This window comes from Streptomyces sp. NBC_00045 (assembly GCF_045041095.1).
Classification (GTDB): domain Bacteria; phylum Actinomycetota; class Actinomycetes; order Streptomycetales; family Streptomycetaceae; genus Streptomyces.
Window position 1 is genome coordinate 5,511,059 of record NZ_CP108271.1, and the last position, 16,383, is coordinate 5,527,441.

The 16,383-nt window shown below is 71.3% G+C and carries 13 protein-coding genes; 7 read left to right on the forward strand and 6 right to left on the reverse strand.

Features of this window, described 5'->3' with window-relative positions; translation table 11 throughout:
• Nucleotides 1-201 precede the first annotated feature (201 nt).
• The 4 genes from OHA65_RS26060 to OHA65_RS26075 all read left to right on the forward strand — a co-directional run bounded on the left by OHA65_RS26060 (nt 202) and on the right by OHA65_RS26075 (nt 4,411).
• Nucleotides 202-1,206: a tetratricopeptide repeat protein gene (locus tag OHA65_RS26060; RefSeq protein WP_327285530.1), complete on the forward strand. Its 1,005-nt coding sequence runs from the start codon at nt 202-204 to the stop codon at nt 1,204-1,206.
• Nucleotides 1,207-1,812: 606 nt separating this feature from the next.
• The gene (locus OHA65_RS26065; protein WP_327285531.1) at nt 1,813-2,463 is read left to right on the forward strand and encodes a DUF6230 family protein; all 651 of its coding nucleotides are present in this window, start codon (nt 1,813-1,815) and stop codon (nt 2,461-2,463) included.
• A 108-nt stretch (nt 2,464-2,571) separates the two neighbouring features.
• Nucleotides 2,572-3,129 (forward strand): DUF6114 domain-containing protein, encoded by a 558-nt coding sequence (locus OHA65_RS26070; RefSeq protein WP_327285532.1) that lies wholly within the window; start codon nt 2,572-2,574, stop codon nt 3,127-3,129.
• Nucleotides 3,119-4,411: a hypothetical protein gene (locus OHA65_RS26075; protein ID WP_327285533.1), complete on the forward strand. Its 1,293-nt coding sequence runs from the start codon at nt 3,119-3,121 to the stop codon at nt 4,409-4,411. Before OHA65_RS26070 ends, OHA65_RS26075 begins: the two co-directional genes overlap by 11 nt.
• Before the next feature lie 85 nt (nt 4,412-4,496).
• Here OHA65_RS26075 and pyk read toward each other — a convergent pair whose 3' ends face one another.
• The 3 genes from pyk to pta all read right to left on the reverse strand — a co-directional run bounded on the left by pyk (nt 4,497) and on the right by pta (nt 9,386).
• Nucleotides 4,497-5,927, reverse strand: a complete 1,431-nt coding sequence (pyk, locus tag OHA65_RS26080; RefSeq protein WP_327285534.1) for a pyruvate kinase — start codon at nt 5,925-5,927, stop codon at nt 4,497-4,499.
• Nucleotides 5,928-5,988: 61 nt separating this feature from the next.
• Complete coding sequence (locus OHA65_RS26085; protein ID WP_327285535.1) at nt 5,989-7,206, reverse strand: acetate kinase; 1,218 nt, start codon at nt 7,204-7,206, stop codon at nt 5,989-5,991.
• Between the two features lie 77 nt (nt 7,207-7,283).
• On the reverse strand, nt 7,284-9,386 hold the full coding sequence (pta, locus tag OHA65_RS26090) for a phosphate acetyltransferase (RefSeq protein ID WP_371644871.1): 2,103 nt from the start codon (nt 9,384-9,386) through the stop codon (nt 7,284-7,286).
• Between the two features lie 273 nt (nt 9,387-9,659).
• On the opposite strand from pta, the gene OHA65_RS26095 reads away from it, so the two are divergent.
• Nucleotides 9,660-10,685 (forward strand): ATP-dependent 6-phosphofructokinase, encoded by a 1,026-nt coding sequence (locus OHA65_RS26095; RefSeq protein ID WP_327285537.1) that lies wholly within the window; start codon nt 9,660-9,662, stop codon nt 10,683-10,685.
• A gap of 83 nt (nt 10,686-10,768) precedes the next feature.
• Here OHA65_RS26095 and OHA65_RS26100 read toward each other — a convergent pair whose 3' ends face one another.
• A complete protein-coding gene (locus tag OHA65_RS26100; RefSeq protein ID WP_327285786.1) occupies nt 10,769-11,392 on the reverse strand; it encodes a helix-turn-helix transcriptional regulator in 624 nt (207 codons plus the stop codon).
• Between the two features lie 408 nt (nt 11,393-11,800).
• On the opposite strand from OHA65_RS26100, the gene OHA65_RS26105 reads away from it, so the two are divergent.
• Together OHA65_RS26105 and OHA65_RS26110 are read left to right on the forward strand one after the other, a co-directional pair.
• On the forward strand, nt 11,801-12,196 hold the full coding sequence (locus OHA65_RS26105) for a MerR family transcriptional regulator (RefSeq protein WP_327285538.1): 396 nt from the start codon (nt 11,801-11,803) through the stop codon (nt 12,194-12,196).
• Between the two features lie 16 nt (nt 12,197-12,212).
• The gene (locus OHA65_RS26110) at nt 12,213-12,560 is read left to right on the forward strand and encodes a thioredoxin domain-containing protein (protein WP_327285539.1); all 348 of its coding nucleotides are present in this window, start codon (nt 12,213-12,215) and stop codon (nt 12,558-12,560) included.
• On the opposite strand, the gene glgB is transcribed toward OHA65_RS26110, so the two are convergent.
• The gene (gene glgB, locus OHA65_RS26115; protein WP_405762517.1) at nt 12,550-14,865 is read right to left on the reverse strand and encodes a 1,4-alpha-glucan branching enzyme; all 2,316 of its coding nucleotides are present in this window, start codon (nt 14,863-14,865) and stop codon (nt 12,550-12,552) included. The genes OHA65_RS26110 and glgB overlap by 11 nt on opposite strands.
• Complete coding sequence (locus OHA65_RS26120) at nt 14,862-16,301, reverse strand: maltokinase N-terminal cap-like domain-containing protein (RefSeq protein ID WP_327285541.1); 1,440 nt, start codon at nt 16,299-16,301, stop codon at nt 14,862-14,864. The genes glgB and OHA65_RS26120 overlap by 4 nt, the downstream gene beginning before the upstream one ends.
• Nucleotides 16,302-16,383 lie beyond the last annotated feature (82 nt).

Here is a 16,383-nt window from a genome sequence, read left to right on the forward strand (position 1 = left end):
CACGGGGCGCGAAGGGGCGCGGGGAGTTACGCTACGGCTCGTAGCGTAAGAGCGACAACCACGCGAAGAGCTACCGGCGCCAGGTGGGGACCCGGGGCCAACACCACACGAACACCGCACAAGCGATCGGCCCGACGCGGGCGAGAAGGTATTTCGGCCGATCTTTTTCGTCGGCGCGCGCACACGGGGGAGGATGTACGCATGCAGCCCAGAAACATGTCCATGAGCGGCGTCGTCGACCTCGCCGCGGTGAAGGCGGCCGGCGAGGCCAAGGCGAAGGCCGAGCAGACCCGCGCCGAAGCGGCCCGGCAGGCCGCCCAGGGCGGCGCGCCCGCGTCCGCCGGTGCCGTTCCGCCGTCCGCGCTCGTGATCGACGTCGACGAGGCCGGCTTCGAGCGCGACGTCCTCCAGCTCTCCGCCGAGGTACCGGTCGTCCTGGACTTCTGGGCCGAGTGGTGCGAGCCGTGCAAGCAGCTCAGCCCGCTCCTGGAGCGCCTGACGATCGAGGCGAACGGCCGCCTCCTGCTGGCGAAGGTCGACGTCGACTCCAACCAGATGCTGATGCAGCAGTTCCAGATCCAGGGCATTCCGGCCGTGTTCGCCGTGGTCGCGGGCCAGGTCCTGCCGCTGTTCCAGGGCGTGGCACCCGAGCAGGAGATCCGCGCGACCCTCGCGCAGCTGGTCCAGGTCGCCGAGGAGCGCTTCGGGATCATCGGCATCGAGGTGGACCCGAACGCCGAGGGTGGCCCCGCGGGCGACTCGGCCGGCGAAGCCGAGGTGCCGGCGGGCCCGTACGACGCGCTGCTCGAAGCGGCCGTCGTCGCGCTGGACGCCGGTGACCTGGGCGGCGCGGTGCAGGCGTACAAGAACGTACTGGCGGACGACCCGTCCAACACCGAGGCCAAGCTGGGCCTGGCCCAGGCCGAGCTGCTCGCGCGGGTCAAGGACATGAACCCGCAGGCGGTCCGCACCACGGCGGCGGAGAACCCGAAGGACCCGGCGGCCCAGATCGCCGCGGCGGACCTGGACCTGGTCGGCGGCCACGTGGAGGACGCCTTCGGGCGCCTGGTGGACACGGTCCGGGTGACGGTCGGCTCCGACCGGGACGCGGTACGGGTGCGGCTGCTGGAGCTGTTCGAGGTCATCGGAGCCGACGACCCCCGGGTCGCGGCGGCCCGCACGGCGCTCGCGCGGGTGCTGTTCTAGGCCCCTCCGGGCCTCTTCCGGAAGCGTCCGGGAGGTCGTCGGGCCACCGACGATTTGTTGACACGTAGATAAACAGCGGCCGCGCTTTGCCAAAACTTGGCAATTGCGGCCGCTGTTACTCGCAGTAAGTGGAACCCCGTGAAGTGTCCGGTGTGTTCGTGAATGCGGCGTTCTGTCGTGGCCCATGGTGACACCCTGAGTCGTCGCCCGATGGCGCCGGGTCTATACCCGGTTATCTTGCCGTTACCCGCCAGTAACGAACCCCCTTGTGCCCCGGCCTGGAATGGACCACGATCGGCGACGCTCGGTCCTTCCCGCAGAGCCGCTCATCCGGAGCCGCGGGGCAGGGTCCCCACCGGGCCGGCCGGTGGTAGTGGCACCGGCTGCTGGACAGGGGGGTCTTCGCCGCACCGGCGGAGCCTGTCCTCCTGGTTGCGCGAACGCGTGACCCAGTGGTTGTCGCTCGGGGGTGAACGCCGGTGTATCGGACGCGGCTGTGCCGCGGCTCGGCCGCCTGCGCTCCTTCCCGAGGACGTAGCACTTCTCCCATCCCAGGACGGGTACGGCCCGGACCGGAGATGTACGTCCGAGAAGGAGGAACGAATAATGAGTTCTCAGGTTCGTGGCGGGACCAGATGGAAGCGCTTCGCGCTCGTCATGGTGCCGAGCATCGCGGCCACCGCCGCGGTCGGTGTGGGTCTGGCGCAGGGTGCCCTCGCGGCGTCCTTCAGCGTGTCCGGCCAGGACTTCAAGGTCTCGGCCGACAAGCTCGACGGTGACGACCTCATCCAGTACGGCAGCGTCGCCAAGGGCAAGGGCCTCGACGGCAAGGACGCGGCGCACCCGGTCACCATCTCCGGGTTCCGCCACGCCGAGATCACCAACATGTGCCAGTCGCTGGTGACCCCGATTCCCGGCCTCGGCAACATCACGATGAAGCTGCAGACGGGCAACAAGGGCAAGCCGGCCGTCGCCGAAAACATCTACCTGGATGTTGCGGAGCTCGACACCGACGCCACGTTCACCGACCTGGACATCGGTGTCGCGGTCAGCGCGGCGGCGGACGACAAGCACCCGACCCCGCCGCAGGCCAACACGGTGGCGAACGGTGCCCTGTTCTCCCAGCGCGCCAAGAAGGCCGTGCTGACGAACGTGCGCCAGAAGGCTTGGGCGACGACGGCGGGTACCTTCACGCTGCCCGACCTCAAGCTGCGCCTGCTGAGCGGCGACCAGCCGTGCTACCAGGACGAGAAGTAATTCGTCCCGGCAGGTGAACGGTGGAGGCGGGTGGCGGCCTTGGTCGCCGCCCGTCCCGCCGGGCTCCACCTAGTTCTCCGTACCACCGTTTCCAGGGAGCTGTTGTCCATGAACCCCCAGGCCCCGGTTCGCGCCGCAGACGACTCTTGGCTCACCGTGGTGTACCACCGCTTCCGCGCCTGGAGGGGCGTCCGGCCCTTCTGGGCAGGATTCTTCACTCTCATCGGCGGCATCCCCATCGCGTACTTCCCCTACGCGGACCTCCGGCTGGGCAACATCACCATCGCCATGGCGACGACCGCGGGCGCGGGCTCGCTGATCATCGGCGTCCTGCTGATGACCCTCGGCGTGGCGCTCTGGTTCCAGCAGGGCATCCGGGTCTTCGCCGGTGTGGCGTCGATCCTGCTCGCCCTGGTCTCCCTGCCGGTGTCCAACCTGGGCGGCTTCTTCCTCGGTTTCCTTTTCTCCCTGATCGGCGGGGCCCTCGCCCTGTCGTGGGCGCCGGGCAAGCCGGAGGACCCGCAGGACGCGCACGACGCGGCCGCGGCCAAGGCGGAGACGTTCGCGGAGGCACCTTTGGGAGTCCCCGGCTCCTACGACACGGAAACGGCTTACGCGACCGAGACGACTGCCCACGCCGATGGCGGGAGGAACAGTGCGGGGTGACGAGACGCAGCGGGACGTGACCCCGAGCGCAGAGTCCCGTGAACGAAGGGGTCCGCGGCACGCCGCGCCCCGGAAGTCGCTGCTGAACAAGATCCAGATACCCGTCGGCAAGACGATGGCGCTGGCCGCCATGCCGACGGCCGTGTTCGTCGGGATGGGCATGGCGCCCAAGCTGGCCCTGGCCGACGACAAGGAGATCCCCTTCGCGCCCGGACCGTGCGTGACGCGCTCCGACGCACCCGCGGAGTCGGCCTCTCCGAGCCCTTCCACGTCGCCCTCGCCGAGCTCGTCGCCGACCGCGACCCCCTCGCCGGGCGCGTCGACGGCGCCGAAGCCCGGCGTCACCCCGCCGGCCGCGAAGCCGTCGGCCGGCACCCCGGCCGGATCCACCGCGACCACCCAGTCGAAGCAGACCGGCCCGTCGGCCCCGGCGCCGGCCGCCACCCCGTCCGCGACCAAGACCACGAACCCGCTGGACCCGCTGGGCATCGGCGACAAGCTCAAGGGCGTCGTCGACGGCATCACGCACCCGTCTGCAGCCCCCACGGCCACGCCGACGCCGACGCCGTCCAAGACGGCGACCACGGCGCCGACCGCGCCCGCTCCGTCCGCGCCCGCCCCGGACCCGGCCGCGGACGCGATCCGCGACGCGGCGAAGAAGGCCGGCGTCGACGTCAAGGAGCTGCCCAAGGACGTCAAGGACACCGCGAAGACCCCGAAGGACGAGACGGGCAAGGCGGCGGACCAGGACGAGCCGAAGCCCGAGGAGTCGAAGGACGCGGACGGGAAGCAGCCCTTCCCCTGCCCGACGTACGACGCCAAGGCGCTGGCCGACGCCGAAATGGAGCCGGGCATCCCGCTCCTGCCGGACGAGCCCTGGTACCTCGACAGCTCACTGCTGACCCTCTACGGCCTGGACTACCACGGCATCGTCGAGGTGAAGACGGCGGGCGGCAAGACGAAGAAGGTCCTTAAGTTCACGGCGGACTCGCTGGACATCAAGGACCTCTACCAGACGGTCGGCACGACCGGGAACGTCGCCCACCTGAAGTCCCGCCCCGGCTCCACTTCCAAGATCCGCGGCGGCACGGTGACGATGTACACCGAGAGCCTCAAGGGCAACCTCTTCGGCCTCATCCCGATCGAGTTCACCCCCAACAGCCCGCCGCCCCTGAACGTCCCTTTCGCGTTCTTCACGAACGTCAAGGTCGTCCAGGCCGCCCAGTTCGGCGGCAACCTCACGGTCCCGGGCCTGCACAACTACGTCGGCCCGCCGGAGTAGTCCCGTACGCACGCACCGAGGGCGGCACCCCGATCATCGGATCGGGGTGCCGCCCTCGGTCTCTGTGCGGCAGAGGCGGGTCGGGTCAGGCCTGGGGCTGGCCGCCCAGGTGGTGGACGCGGACCATGTTGGTCGTGCCCGGGACGCCGGGGGGCGAGCCGGCGGTGATGATCATGGTGTCGCCGTCGTTGTAGCGGCCCAGCTTGAGCAGCTCGCCGTCGACCAGGTCGACCATCGCGTCGGTGTTGTCCACGTGCGGGACGACGTACGACTCGACGCCCCAGCTCAGCGTGAGCTGGTTGCGGGTGTTGACGTCGGTGGTGAAGGCGAGGATCTGCTGCGTGGCGCGGTAGCGCGACAGGCGGCGGGCGGTGTCGCCGGACTGGGTGAAGGCGATGAGCGCCTTGCCGTCGAGGAAGTCCGCGATCTCGCAGGCCGCGCGGGCGACGGAGCCGCCCTGGGTACGGGGCTTCTTGCCCGGGACCAGCGGCTGGAGGCCCTTGGAGAGGAGCTCCTCCTCGGCCGCCGCGACGATCTTCGACATCGTCTTGACGGTCTCGATCGGGTAGGCGCCGACCGAGGACTCGGCCGACAGCATGACCGCGTCCGCGCCGTCGAGGATCGCGTTGGCGACGTCGGACGCCTCCGCGCGCGTCGGGCGGGAGTTGGTGATCATCGATTCCATCATCTGGGTCGCGACGATCACCGGCTTGGCGTTGCGGCGGCACATCTCGATGAGCCGCTTCTGGACCATCGGGACCTTTTCGAGCGGGTACTCGACGGCCAGGTCGCCACGGGCCACCATGACCGCGTCGAAGGCGTCGACCACGGCGGCCATGTTCTCGACGGCCTGCGGCTTCTCGACCTTGGCGATGACGGGGACCCGGCGGCCCTCCTCGTCCATGACCTTGTGGACGTCCTTGACGTCGTTGGCGTCGCGGACGAAGGACAGGGCGACCATGTCGCAGCCCATCCGCAGGGCGAAGCGGAGGTCGTCGACGTCCTTCTCCGACAGGGCGGGGACGTTCACGGCGGCACCCGGCAGGTTGATGCCCTTGTGGTCCGAGATGACACCGCCCTCGATGACGATGGTCTTGACCCGCGGGCCCTCGACCTCGGTCACCCGCAGCTCGACGTTGCCGTCGTTGATCAGGATCTGGTCACCCTTGGCGACATCGCCCGGGAGGCCCTTGTAGGTGGTTCCGCAGATGGACTTGTCGCCCGGGACGTCCTCGGTGGTGATGGTGAACTCGTCACCGCGCACCAGCTCGACGGGACCTTCGGCGAAGGTCTCCAGACGGATCTTCGGACCCTGGAGGTCGGCAAGGACGCCGACGGCGCGCCCGGTGTCCTCGGAGACCTTCCGGACGCGGTCGTACCGCTCCTGGTGTTCTGCCTGGGACCCGTGGCTGAAGTTGAATCGGGCCACGTTCATACCTGCCTCGATGAGCGCTTTCAGCTGCTCATACGAGTCGACGGCGGGGCCCAGCGTGCAGACGATTTTGGAACGGCGCATGACTGGATCCTATCGGTTTGTTTCGTAGCGGAATATTCCGTCTGGTGGAAAGTCCAAGTGACTACTCGGTAACCAACGCGTACGCCTGGGTGGCGATCTCCAGTTCCTCATCCGTCGGGACCACGGCCACGGCCACCCGTGCGGAGTCCGGCGACACCAACCGAGGCTCCGGGGAGCGCACCGCATTGGCCTCCGGGTCCAGGGCGAGCCCCAGCTCCGCGAGGCCGTCCAGGGCAGCTTCGCGGACCTGGTGCGCGTTCTCCCCGACCCCCGCCGTGAACGCCACCGCGTCCACCCGGCCGAGGACCGCCGAGTAGGCGCCGATGTACTTCTTCAGGCGGTGTACGTACGCCGCGAAGGCGAGCCGCGCCGACTCGTCGCCCTCGCCCGCCCGCCGCAGCACCTCGCGCATGTCGTTGTCGCCGCACAGGCCCAGCAGACCGCTCTTCTTGTTCAGGAGCGAATCGATCTCATCCACCGAGAAGCCACCCACCCGCGCCAGGTGGAAGACGACCGCCGGATCCAGGTCGCCCGAACGGGTACCCATGACCAGACCCTCCAGCGGCGTCAGGCCCATGGACGTCTCCACGCACACCCCACCGCGGACCGCCGAGGCCGAGGCCCCGTTGCCCAGGTGCAGCACGATCACGTTCACGTCCTCCACCTGCCTGCCCAGCAGCGCCGCCGTCGCCCGCGAGACGTACGCGTGGGAGGTGCCGTGGAACCCGTACCGCCGGATGGCGTACTTGTCCGCCGTCGCGGCGTCGATGGCGTACCGGGCCACGTACTCCGGCATCGTCGAGTGGAACGCCGTGTCGAAGACCGCCACCTGCGGAAGGTCCGCGCGCAGCGAGCGCGCCACCTCGATGCCCGTCACGTTCGCCGGGTTGTGCAGCGGGGCGAGCGGGATCAGGCTCCGGATCTCCGCCAGCACCTCGTCGTCGATCACCGTCGGCTGGGTGAACCGGGTTCCGCCGTGCACCACCCGGTGACCGATGGCCGCCAGTTCGGGGGAGTCCAGGCCCAGTCCGTCGGCGGCGAGCTCCTGCGCGACGGCCCGGAGGGCGTCCGCGTGGTCCGGGATCGCGCCGAGCCGCTCCCGCCTGCCGCCCTCGGCGCCCGGCCCGGTCAGCGTTTCGTGCACGAGCCGCGAGGCCTCTTCACCGATCCGTTCCACCAGGCCGACGGCGAGGCGCGTGGAGTCCGCCATGTCGAGCAGCTGGTACTTCACCGACGAGGAGCCGGAGTTGAGGACGAGAACGCGCGATGCGGTGGTCACGATGAAGGTCTTTCCTTCGGGGTGGGGCCCGGTGGGGCTCGGCGGGATGCGGGCGGCGGTGGGGTCGGGCGGCGGCGTCAGGCGGTGGCGGCCTGCACGGTCGGCACGTGCCGCACGCCCTGCGCCTGGATCGCGGTGATCGCCACGGTGGTGACGATGTCCTGCACCAGCGCGCCGCGCGAGAGGTCGTTGACCGGCTTGCGCAGGCCCTGGAGCACCGGGCCGACCGCGACGGCGCCCGCCGAGCGCTGCACGGCCTTGTACGTGTTGTTGCCCGTGTTCAGGTCCGGGAAGATCAGCACGCTCGCACGGCCGGCCACGTTCGACCCGGGCAGCTTGGTCGCGGCGACCGAGGGCTCGACGGCGGCGTCGTACTGGATCGGGCCCTCGACGGCCAGGTCGGGGCGCTGCGCCCGGACGATCTCGGTGGCCTTGCGGACCTTGTCGACGTCCGCGCCGCTGCCCGAGGTGCCGGTCGAGTACGAGAGCATCGCGATCCGCGGCTCGACACCGAACGCGGCCGCGGTCGCCGCCGACTGGACGGCGATGTCGGCGAGCTGTTCGGCGCCCGGGTCCGGGTTGACCGCGCAGTCGCCGTAGACGAGGACCCGGTCGGCCAAGCACATGAAGAAGACCGACGACACGATCGACGCGTCGGGCTTCGTCTTGATGATCTCGAAGGCGGGGCGGATGGTCGCGGCGGTGGAGTGCACCGAGCCGGAGACCATTCCGTCGGCGAGGCCCTCCTGGACCATGAGGGTGCCGAAGTAGTTGACGTCGGTGACCACGTCGAGGGCCAGCTCGACGGTCATGCCCTTGTGGGCGCGGGCCTGCGCGTAGAACTCGGCGAAACGTTCCCGCATCGGAGAGGTCGCCGGATCGATGAGCTGGGCGCCCGAGATGTCGATGCCCAGGTCGCCGGCCTTCTTCAAGATCACCTGCTCCTCGCCCAGCAGGGTCAGGTCGCAGACCCCGCGGCGCAGCACCACGTCCGCGGCGCGCAGCACCCGCTCCTCGGTGCCCTCGGGCAGCACCACGCGGCGGCGCTCGGAGCGGGCCCGCTCCAGCAGCTCGTGCTCGAACATCATCGGCGTGACGCGCTCGGAGCGGGCCACCGACAGCAGGCCGCGCAGCTCCGCGGTGTCCACGTGCCGCTCGAACAGGCCGAGCGCGGTCTCCAGCTTGCGCGGGGTCGCGGAGTTCAACCGGCTCTGCAGCGAGAACAGTTCCGTTGCGGTCGGGAAGCTGTTGCCGGCCACCGACACCACCGGCGTGCCCGGCGCCAGCTTCGAGGCCAGCGTCAGGATGTCCGGGCCCGGCCGCTCGTTCAGGGTCAGCAGCACACCGGCGATCGGCGGCGTGCCGGAGGCGTGCGCGGCCAGCGCGCCGATGACCAGGTCGGCGCGGTCCCCGGGGGTGACGACCAGGCAGCCGGGGGTCAGGGCGTTCAGGAAGTTCGGCAGCATGGCGCCGCCGAAGACGAAGTCCACGGCGTCGCGGGCCAGCCCGGCGTCGTCGCCGAGGAGCACCTCGCCGCCGAGCGCCCGGGTGATCTGGGCGACGGTCGGGGCGGAGAGCGACTTGTCGTCCGGCAGCACGTAGCAGGGGACGGGCAGCCGGGCGGACAGCCGCTCGGCTATGGAGTCCCGGTCCTGTGCGGCGACCCGGTTGACCATCATCGCGACGACGTGGCAGCCGAGGCTCTCGTACGCGCGGAAGGCGCTCTGGGCCTCGGCGCGCACGGCCTCGGCGGGGTGCTTGGTGCCGCCGACGACGGGCACCACGACGGCCCCCAGCTCGTTGGCGAGGCGGGCGTTCAGCGCCAGCTCGTCGGGGAGGTTCGTATCGGCGTAGTCGGTGCCGAGGACGAGCATGACCTCGTAGTCGCGGGCCACCCGGTGGTAGCGGTCCACCAGCCGGGACACGAGCTCGTCGGTGCCCTTCTCGGCCAGGATGGCGGAGGCCTCGTGGTACTCCATGCCGTACGCCGTCGCGGCGTCCTGCTCGATCCGGTAGCGGGCCTTGAGGAGGTCGAAGAGGCGGTCCGGTGCGTCGTGGAGCAACGGGCGGTAGACGCCGACCCGCGCCGTCTGGCGGGTCAGCAGCTCCATGATTCCCAGCTCGACGACCTGCCGGCCGTCCCCCCGCTCGATACCGGTCACATACACGCTGCGCGTCACGCGGGTTCTCCGTCCCATCGTGTGGATAGTTGTTTTTCCCCGTTAGGGTGGGCCTGGCCTCTTGACAATACCCCGGCGGCCAGATAGGGCGCCCGCCGGGAAAGGCCTCTTCCGGGGGGGGCGAAGGGCCCGGTGCGCGGAGCAGTGCGGAACGCGCCGTTCCGCCAGCCCGTGGAACAATCGGACAGGCTTCACCATGACGCCCTTCAGATGTACGGCCGTCCGCCCGCACGCGTACGGCCCGGTACGACCAGGAGCAGGAGACACAGCACGATGCGTATCGGAGTTCTCACCGCCGGCGGCGACTGCCCGGGCCTGAACGCTGTCATCCGTTCGGTCGTGCACCGCGCCGTAGTCGGCCACGGCGACGAAGTCATCGGCTTCGAGGACGGCTTCAAGGGCCTCCTGGACGGCCATCACCGCCCCCTCGACATCAACGCCGTCAGCGGCATCCTCGCCCGTGGCGGCACGATCCTCGGTTCGGCCCGCATGGAGCGCGCTCGGCTGCACGAAGCCGCCGAGAACGCGCAGGAATTGGCGACGCGCTACGGCATCGACGCGCTCATCCCGATCGGCGGCGAGGGCACACTGACCGCCGCCCGGATGCTGTCGGACGCCGGGATGCCGGTCGTCGGCGTGCCGAAGACCATCGACAACGACATCTCCTCGACCGACCGCACCTTCGGTTTCGACACCGCCGTCATGGTAGCCACCGAGGCCATCGACCGTCTCAAGACCACCGCCGAATCGCACCAGCGCGTGATGGTCGTCGAGGTCATGGGTCGGCACGCGGGCTGGATCGCCCTGGAGTCCGGCATGGCCGGCGGCGCCCACGGGATCTGCCTGCCGGAGCGCCCCTTCGAGGTGGACGCCCTGGTGAAGATGGTGGAGGAACGATTCTCTCGCGGGAAGAAGTTCGCCGTCATCTGCGTCGCCGAGGGCGCGCACCCGGCCGAGGGCTCGATGCCGTACGAGAAGGGCGAGATCGACGCGTACGGCCACGAACGCTTCGCCGGCATCGGCAACCGCCTCGCCGTCGAGCTGGAGCACCGCCTGGGCAAGGAGGCCCGCCCGGTCATCCTGGGCCACGTCCAGCGCGGTGGCACCCCCACCGCGTACGACCGCGTCCTCGCGACCCGCTTCGGCTGGCACGCGGTCGAGGCCGTCCACCGCGGCGACTTCGGCAACATGACCGCCCTGCGCGGCACCGACATCGTGATGGCCCCGCTGGCCCAGGCCGTCACCGAACTGAAGACGGTCCCGGAGGACCGCATGTACGAGGCCGAGTCGGTCTTCTGACCCGCCCCGCCACGGGTCCACGGCGGCACCCGGGCAGGACGTCCGGCCCCGGCCCCGGGGCCGCAAGGCCCCGGGGTCCAGGCCTAGCGCGCGCCGCCCGCGTAGGCCCAGAAGTGGGCCACGATGTCGGCCAGGAACTCGCGGCCCGCGTCGCCCGTGGCTGCGTCTCCCGCGGCGCCGCCCCAGCTCAGGGTGGCCACCATCTTCGACTGGTAGTCCGCGTGCAGCCGCTCCAGGACCGGTTCCAGGTGATGCTTCGGCACCGGCAGCAGCTTCGCCAGCGGCTTCACGTACGCCTGCCAGCGCGTGGTCACCGCGCTGCGCAGGATCTCGGCGAGCTCCTCCTGCTTGCCGGCCGCCGCCACGAACTGGGACAGGGACAGCCCCAGCACCTGGGCCAGGGCCACGGACTGCCGTTCGTTGCCCTTCCAGCGGCCGGTCTCCTCCATCTTCTGGTACGCGTTCGTCTCCAGCCCGATCCGCCGGGCCAGCTCGTCCGCGGCCATGCCCCGGGCCATCCGGTGCTCCCGCAGGGTCACGGGCTCGGCGAGCAGTTCGCCGGGGGCGCACCAGAGCACACCCGCGAGCGCCGTCAGCTCGGCGGAAGTCGGTGATATTTCGCCGCGCTCCCAGGCCATCACGGTCTCGGGCTCGACGATCAGTCCGTACTGGGCGCGCAGGCCATAGGCGACATGACCGGGAGCCATGCCCAGGGCTGCGCGGAGGCGACGCGCGGCGGGGGCATTGAAGGGAGGGCTGGAGTGCACACGGCACACCGTAGGAGTGCCCAAGGGGTGGCGACTACAGACCGTTCAAACAAGCCCAGAACTCGTAGGAACGTCCTATGGAGTTCCACGCTGTGGGTCGGTTTCCTGGCGACCGTCCGGTAATCGGAGCGCCTCTAGATCCATTTCCCAGCGTACGGCTGCTGCTGGCGGTTGCGATACCCCTGCGCACGATGTTCACGCTTCTCCCCCACCCCGTCCTGAACCGGACTCCCGCCGCCTGCGTGATCCATGTCGGGGCCCTCGCCCACGGGGGTGGCGAGGGCCCCGCCCCAGCTGCCCGTCCTCGCTCCTTGCCTTGACGCCGGCGTCAAGGCTTACGGTCGGGCCATGCGAATCGGCGAACTGGCGGAGCGGGCCGGAACCAGCACGCGGACCCTGCGGTACTACGAATCGCGCGGACTGCTGCCCGCGCGCCGCACCGGCAACGGCTACCGCACCTACGACGAGGACGACCTGCGGTTGCTGCGCCAGATCCGCATGCTCCAGGACTTCGGCTTCGAGCTGGAGGAGACCCGTCCGTTCGTCGACTGCCTGCGCGCCGGCCACCCCGCCGGAGATTCCTGCCCCGCGTCCCTGGCCGTGTACCGGCGCAAGCTCGCCGAGCTCGACGGGCTGATCGGCCAGCTGGCCGACGTACGGGAGCAGGTCGCGCGGCAGCTCGCCGCCGCCGAGGACGCCGCCGGCGAGGCGGCGGCGCCGCGCTGTGAAATGACCGGACCGTGAGAAGGGGAGGGACGAGATGATCCACGCCAAGGGTGTTGCCGAAGTGACCGACGGGGACTTCGATACGGAGGTGCTCGCAGAGCGGGGCCGGCCCGTCCTCGTGGAGTTCACCGCCGACTGGTGCGGGCCCTGCCGGCAGCTCGCGCCGGTGCTGTCCGCCGTCGCCGCCGAGGAGGCCGACCGCCTCAAGGTCGTGCAGATCGACGCGGACGGCAACCCCGCCACCGTCGTCCGGTACGGGGTGCTGTCCATGCCGACCCTGCTCGTCTTCCGCGACGGTGAGCCCGTGAAGCAGATGGTCGGCGCACGCGCCAAGCGCAAGCTGCTTCAGGAGCTGGCGGAGGTCATCGAGGTCACGGCCTGAACCAGACCGTCGCCAGCGGCGGGAGCGTCAAGCGCAGGCTCACCGGGCGGCCCTGCGCGGGCACGGGCTCGGGCCGCAGGGGTTGCAGATGGCGCACGCCGCTGCCGCCGTACTGCTCCTCGTCCGTGTTCAGGACCTCCCGCCACCACGGCGCGCCTTCCGGGACGCCGATCCGGTAGCCGTGCCGCACCACCGGCGAGAAGTTCGACACGCACAGCAGCGGCGAGCCGTCCTGCGCGTACCGCAGGAACGCGAAGACGTTGTCCTCCGCCGCGTCCGCCTCCACCCAGCCGAAGCCCTCCGGCACGGTGTCCCGCTCCCACAGCGCGGGCGCCGCCGCGTACGTCAGGTTCAGGTCGCGCACGAGATCGCGCACGCCCCGGTGGTCGGCGGCCGCCGTGTACGAGGAGTCCAGCACCCACCAGTCCGGTCCGTGCGCCTCGGACCACTCCGATCCCTGGGCGAACTCCTGCCCCATGAACAGGAGCTGCTTGCCGGGGTGGGCCCACATGAAGCCCAGGTACGCACGGTGTATGGCCCGCTGCTGCCACCAGTCGCCGGGCATCTTCGACACCAGCGAGTGCTTGCCGTGCACCACCTCGTCGTGCGAGATCGGCAGCACGTAGTTCTCGCTGTACGCGTAGACCATCCCGAACGTCATGTCGTGGTGGTGGTACTTGCGGTGCACCGGGTCCTTCGACGCGTAGCGCAGGGTGTCGTGCATCCAGCCCATGTTCCACTTCAGTCCGAAGCCCAGCCCGCCCGCGTCCGTCGGCCGTGTCACGCCCTCCCAGGCCGTGGACTCCTCCGCGATCGTCACCACGCCCGGGCAGCGCCGGTACACCGTCGCGTTCATCTCCTGGAGCATCGCCACCGCGTCCCAGTTCTCCCGGCCGCCGTGCTCGTTCGGCGCCCACTCGCCCTCGCCCCGCGAGTAGTCCAGGTAGAGCATCGAGGCCACCGCGTCCACGCGCAGCCCGTCCACGTGGAACTCCTGGCACCAGTACACGGCGTTCGCGACGAGGAAGTTGCGGACCTCCTTGCGGCCGTAGTCGAACTCCAGCGTCCCCCAGTCCGGGTGCGCGGCCCGGCGCGGGTCGTGGTGCTCGTACAGCGGCCGCCCGTCGAACTCCGCGAGCGCCCACTCGTCGCGCGGGAAGTGCGCCGGCACCCAGTCGACGATCACGCCGATCCCGGCCCGGTGCAGCGCGTCCACCAGCATCCGGAAGTCGTCCGGGCCGCCCATGCGCGAGGTCGGCGCGTAGAACCCGGTGACCTGGTAGCCCCACGAGCCGCCGAAGGGGTGCTCCGCGATCGGCATCAGCTCCACGTGCGTGAAGCCCAGATCCTTGACGTACGGGGGGAGCTGCTCGGCCAGCTGCCGGTACGAGAGCCCCGGCCGCCACGAGGCCAGGTGCAGCTCGTACACCGAGAACGGGGCCCGGTGCGGCGGGCGGTCCCCGCGCCGGGCCATCCACTCCTCGTCCTGCCACTCGTAGTGGGACGCCGTAACCACCGAGGCCGTGGCCGGCGGGACTTCCGCGGAGCGGGCCATCGGGTCGGCGCGCAGGGTGTGGCTGCCGTCCGGGCGGGTGATGTCGTACTTGTAGAGCGCGCCCTCGCCCACCCCCGGCAGGAACAGCTCCCACACCCCGGAGGCGCCCAACGAGCGCATCGGGTAGGCCACCGAGTCCCAGTACGTGAAGTCCCCGGTGACCCGCACCCCCTGGGCGTTCGGCGCCCACACCGTGAACCGGGTGCCGGCCACGCCCTGGTGCTCCATCGGCCGGGCCCCGAGGGCGGTCCACAACTCCTCGTGCCGGCCCTCGCCGATCAGGTGCAGGTCCAGCTCGCCGAGCGCGGGCAGGAACCGGTACGGGTCGTGCACCTCGATCTCGTCGCTGTCGTAGGTGACCAGCAGCCGGTAGTCCGGCACGCCGTTCAGCGGCAGCAGCCCCGAGAACAGCCCGTCGCCCTCGGAGAGGAGCTCGGCCCGCAGCCCCTTGGCGACGACCGTGACCGACTTGGCGTAGGGGCGCAGCACGCGGAAGACCACCCCGTCCCGCCGGGTCCGGGCGCCCAGCACTCCGTGCGGGTCGTGGTGGCGGCCCTCCAGCAGCCGGGCCCGTTCCTCGGTGCCCAGCGCGGGCGCCGGCCGTACCCCGTGCGCGGGAGCCCTCCGGGCGCGCGGCGGCGGGGCCTTGCGCGGCGCCGCCGGGGCGGGCGCTCCGCGGCCCTGGGCCGGCGCCGGGGCCGGAGCGGTGGACGGCGAGGTGGTCGAGGGTGACTGACGGGCGGGGCTCACGTGTGCGGCCTCCTAGGCGGCTGCGGGCGGGGGTGAGGGGAGAGGGAGGGGAAGCCTTCGCCGGGGCCCGGCTGGGCGCGGCCGAACCCCCGGTCCGCGCCGGCGGCGAGCCGCCGGATCGCGGCCATGGGGACGTGCAGCCAGTCGGGGCGGTGCCGGGACTCGTAGCGCGCCTCGTACACCGCCTTGTCCGTCTCGTACGCGCGCAGCAGGACGGGGTCCTCGCGCGGGTCGCGGCCCGTGGTGCGGGCGTAGCCCTCGCAGAAGGCGGCCCGGCAGGCGTCCGCCCAGGCAGGGGCGAACGGGCGGTGGGAGCGGGCCGCGTAGTCGAACGAGCGCAGTATCCCGGCGATGTCGCGGACGGCGGGTTCGGGGCGGCGGCGGTCGGCCAGCGGCCGGGCCGGCTCGCCCTCGAAGTCGATCAGCGCCCAGCTGCCGTCGGCGGTCCGCAGGGTCTGGCCCAGGTGGAGGTCGCCGTGGATCCGCTGGGCGGGTACCCCGGCCCCGCGGGACGCGGCCAGCGCGTCGAACGCCCCGCGCAGCCCCGCCTCGTAGGGCCGCAGTGCGGGCACCTCGCGGGCGGTGGCCGCCAGCCGGGCCGTCATCCCGGAGGCGAGCCGGGCGGTCTGCTCCGGGCCCAGAGCGACGGTCGGCAGGGCGCCGGCGAGCGCGCTGTGCACCTCGGCGGTGGCCCGGCCCAGCGCGTGCGCCTCGGCGGTGAAGTCGCCCCCGTCGCCGAGCCGGCGCAGCGCGAGCTGCCAGCCGTCGTCGGAGCCCCGCAGGTAGGGCTGGAGCACCCCCAGGGTCAACGGTTCTCCGCCGGGCAGCGCCGCCTCGTACCAAGCGACCGGCGCGGGGACGCGGGCGCACCCGGCGGCCGCCAGCGCTCTGGGCAGCTCCAGGTCGGGATTGACCCCGGGGCCGACCCGGCGGAACACCTTCAGGATGTACGAATCCCCGTAGATCAGTGAAGAGTTGGTCTGTTCCCCCGACAGTGGTCGAGGGGTGAGCGCGGCCGGGATCAGCGCCATCGGGTCGCGGTCGAACCGCAGCGGGCCGAGGGTCCCGGGTGCGCGCAGCCGTTCCAGCAGCAGGGCCGCCAGCCGCGGATCGCCCAGCCCCTCGTAGACGCACTGGCCGGCGTACGGCCCCTGCTCGGCCCGCCCGATCAGGGCGGGCGCCAGGGCCGGCGGCAGTGCGGGGCGGACACCGAGCAGCAGCTGGTAGCAGTCGCCGTCGACGTCCAGGAGCAGGTGGACCAGCCTGGGGGAGGACCCCGGCGGCAGCAGGTCCGCCGCCGAGATCATCCGGAGCCGGCCGATGCGCCGGCCCTTGCCGGCGAACCAGCGCTGTACCGGGAGCCAGTCCCGCAGCATCGGCTCCAGTGGACTGAGTCCGGTCGTGCTGGTCGTCCCGGCGGATGCAGCCTCCGACATGGCGTCGCGTCCTTTCCCCGGGCCGTCACAGAATGCGGAGAGTGTCCCGGATCGCGTCAGTGCTTCTCCGGTGGTGTACGAG

Excerpts from the sequence above, each read along its gene's own strand:
- OHA65_RS26060 (WP_327285530.1), top strand. The coding sequence starts at position 202 with ATGCAGCCCAGAAACATGTCCATGAGCGGCGTCGTCGACCTCGCCGCG.
- OHA65_RS26095 (WP_327285537.1), top strand. The coding sequence starts at position 9,660 with ATGCGTATCGGAGTTCTCACCGCCGGCGGCGACTGCCCGGGCCTGAAC.
- pyk (WP_327285534.1), bottom strand. The coding sequence starts at position 5,927 with ATGCGCCGTTCCAAAATCGTCTGCACGCTGGGCCCCGCCGTCGACTCG.
- OHA65_RS26065 (WP_327285531.1), top strand. The coding sequence starts at position 1,813 with ATGAGTTCTCAGGTTCGTGGCGGGACCAGATGGAAGCGCTTCGCGCTC.
- OHA65_RS26120 (WP_327285541.1), bottom strand. The coding sequence starts at position 16,301 with ATGTCGGAGGCTGCATCCGCCGGGACGACCAGCACGACCGGACTCAGT.
- OHA65_RS26070 (WP_327285532.1), top strand. The coding sequence starts at position 2,572 with ATGAACCCCCAGGCCCCGGTTCGCGCCGCAGACGACTCTTGGCTCACC.
- OHA65_RS26110 (WP_327285539.1), top strand. The coding sequence starts at position 12,213 with ATGATCCACGCCAAGGGTGTTGCCGAAGTGACCGACGGGGACTTCGAT.
- OHA65_RS26100 (WP_327285786.1), bottom strand. The coding sequence starts at position 11,392 with ATGGCTCCCGGTCATGTCGCCTATGGCCTGCGCGCCCAGTACGGACTG.
- OHA65_RS26105 (WP_327285538.1), top strand. The coding sequence starts at position 11,801 with ATGCGAATCGGCGAACTGGCGGAGCGGGCCGGAACCAGCACGCGGACC.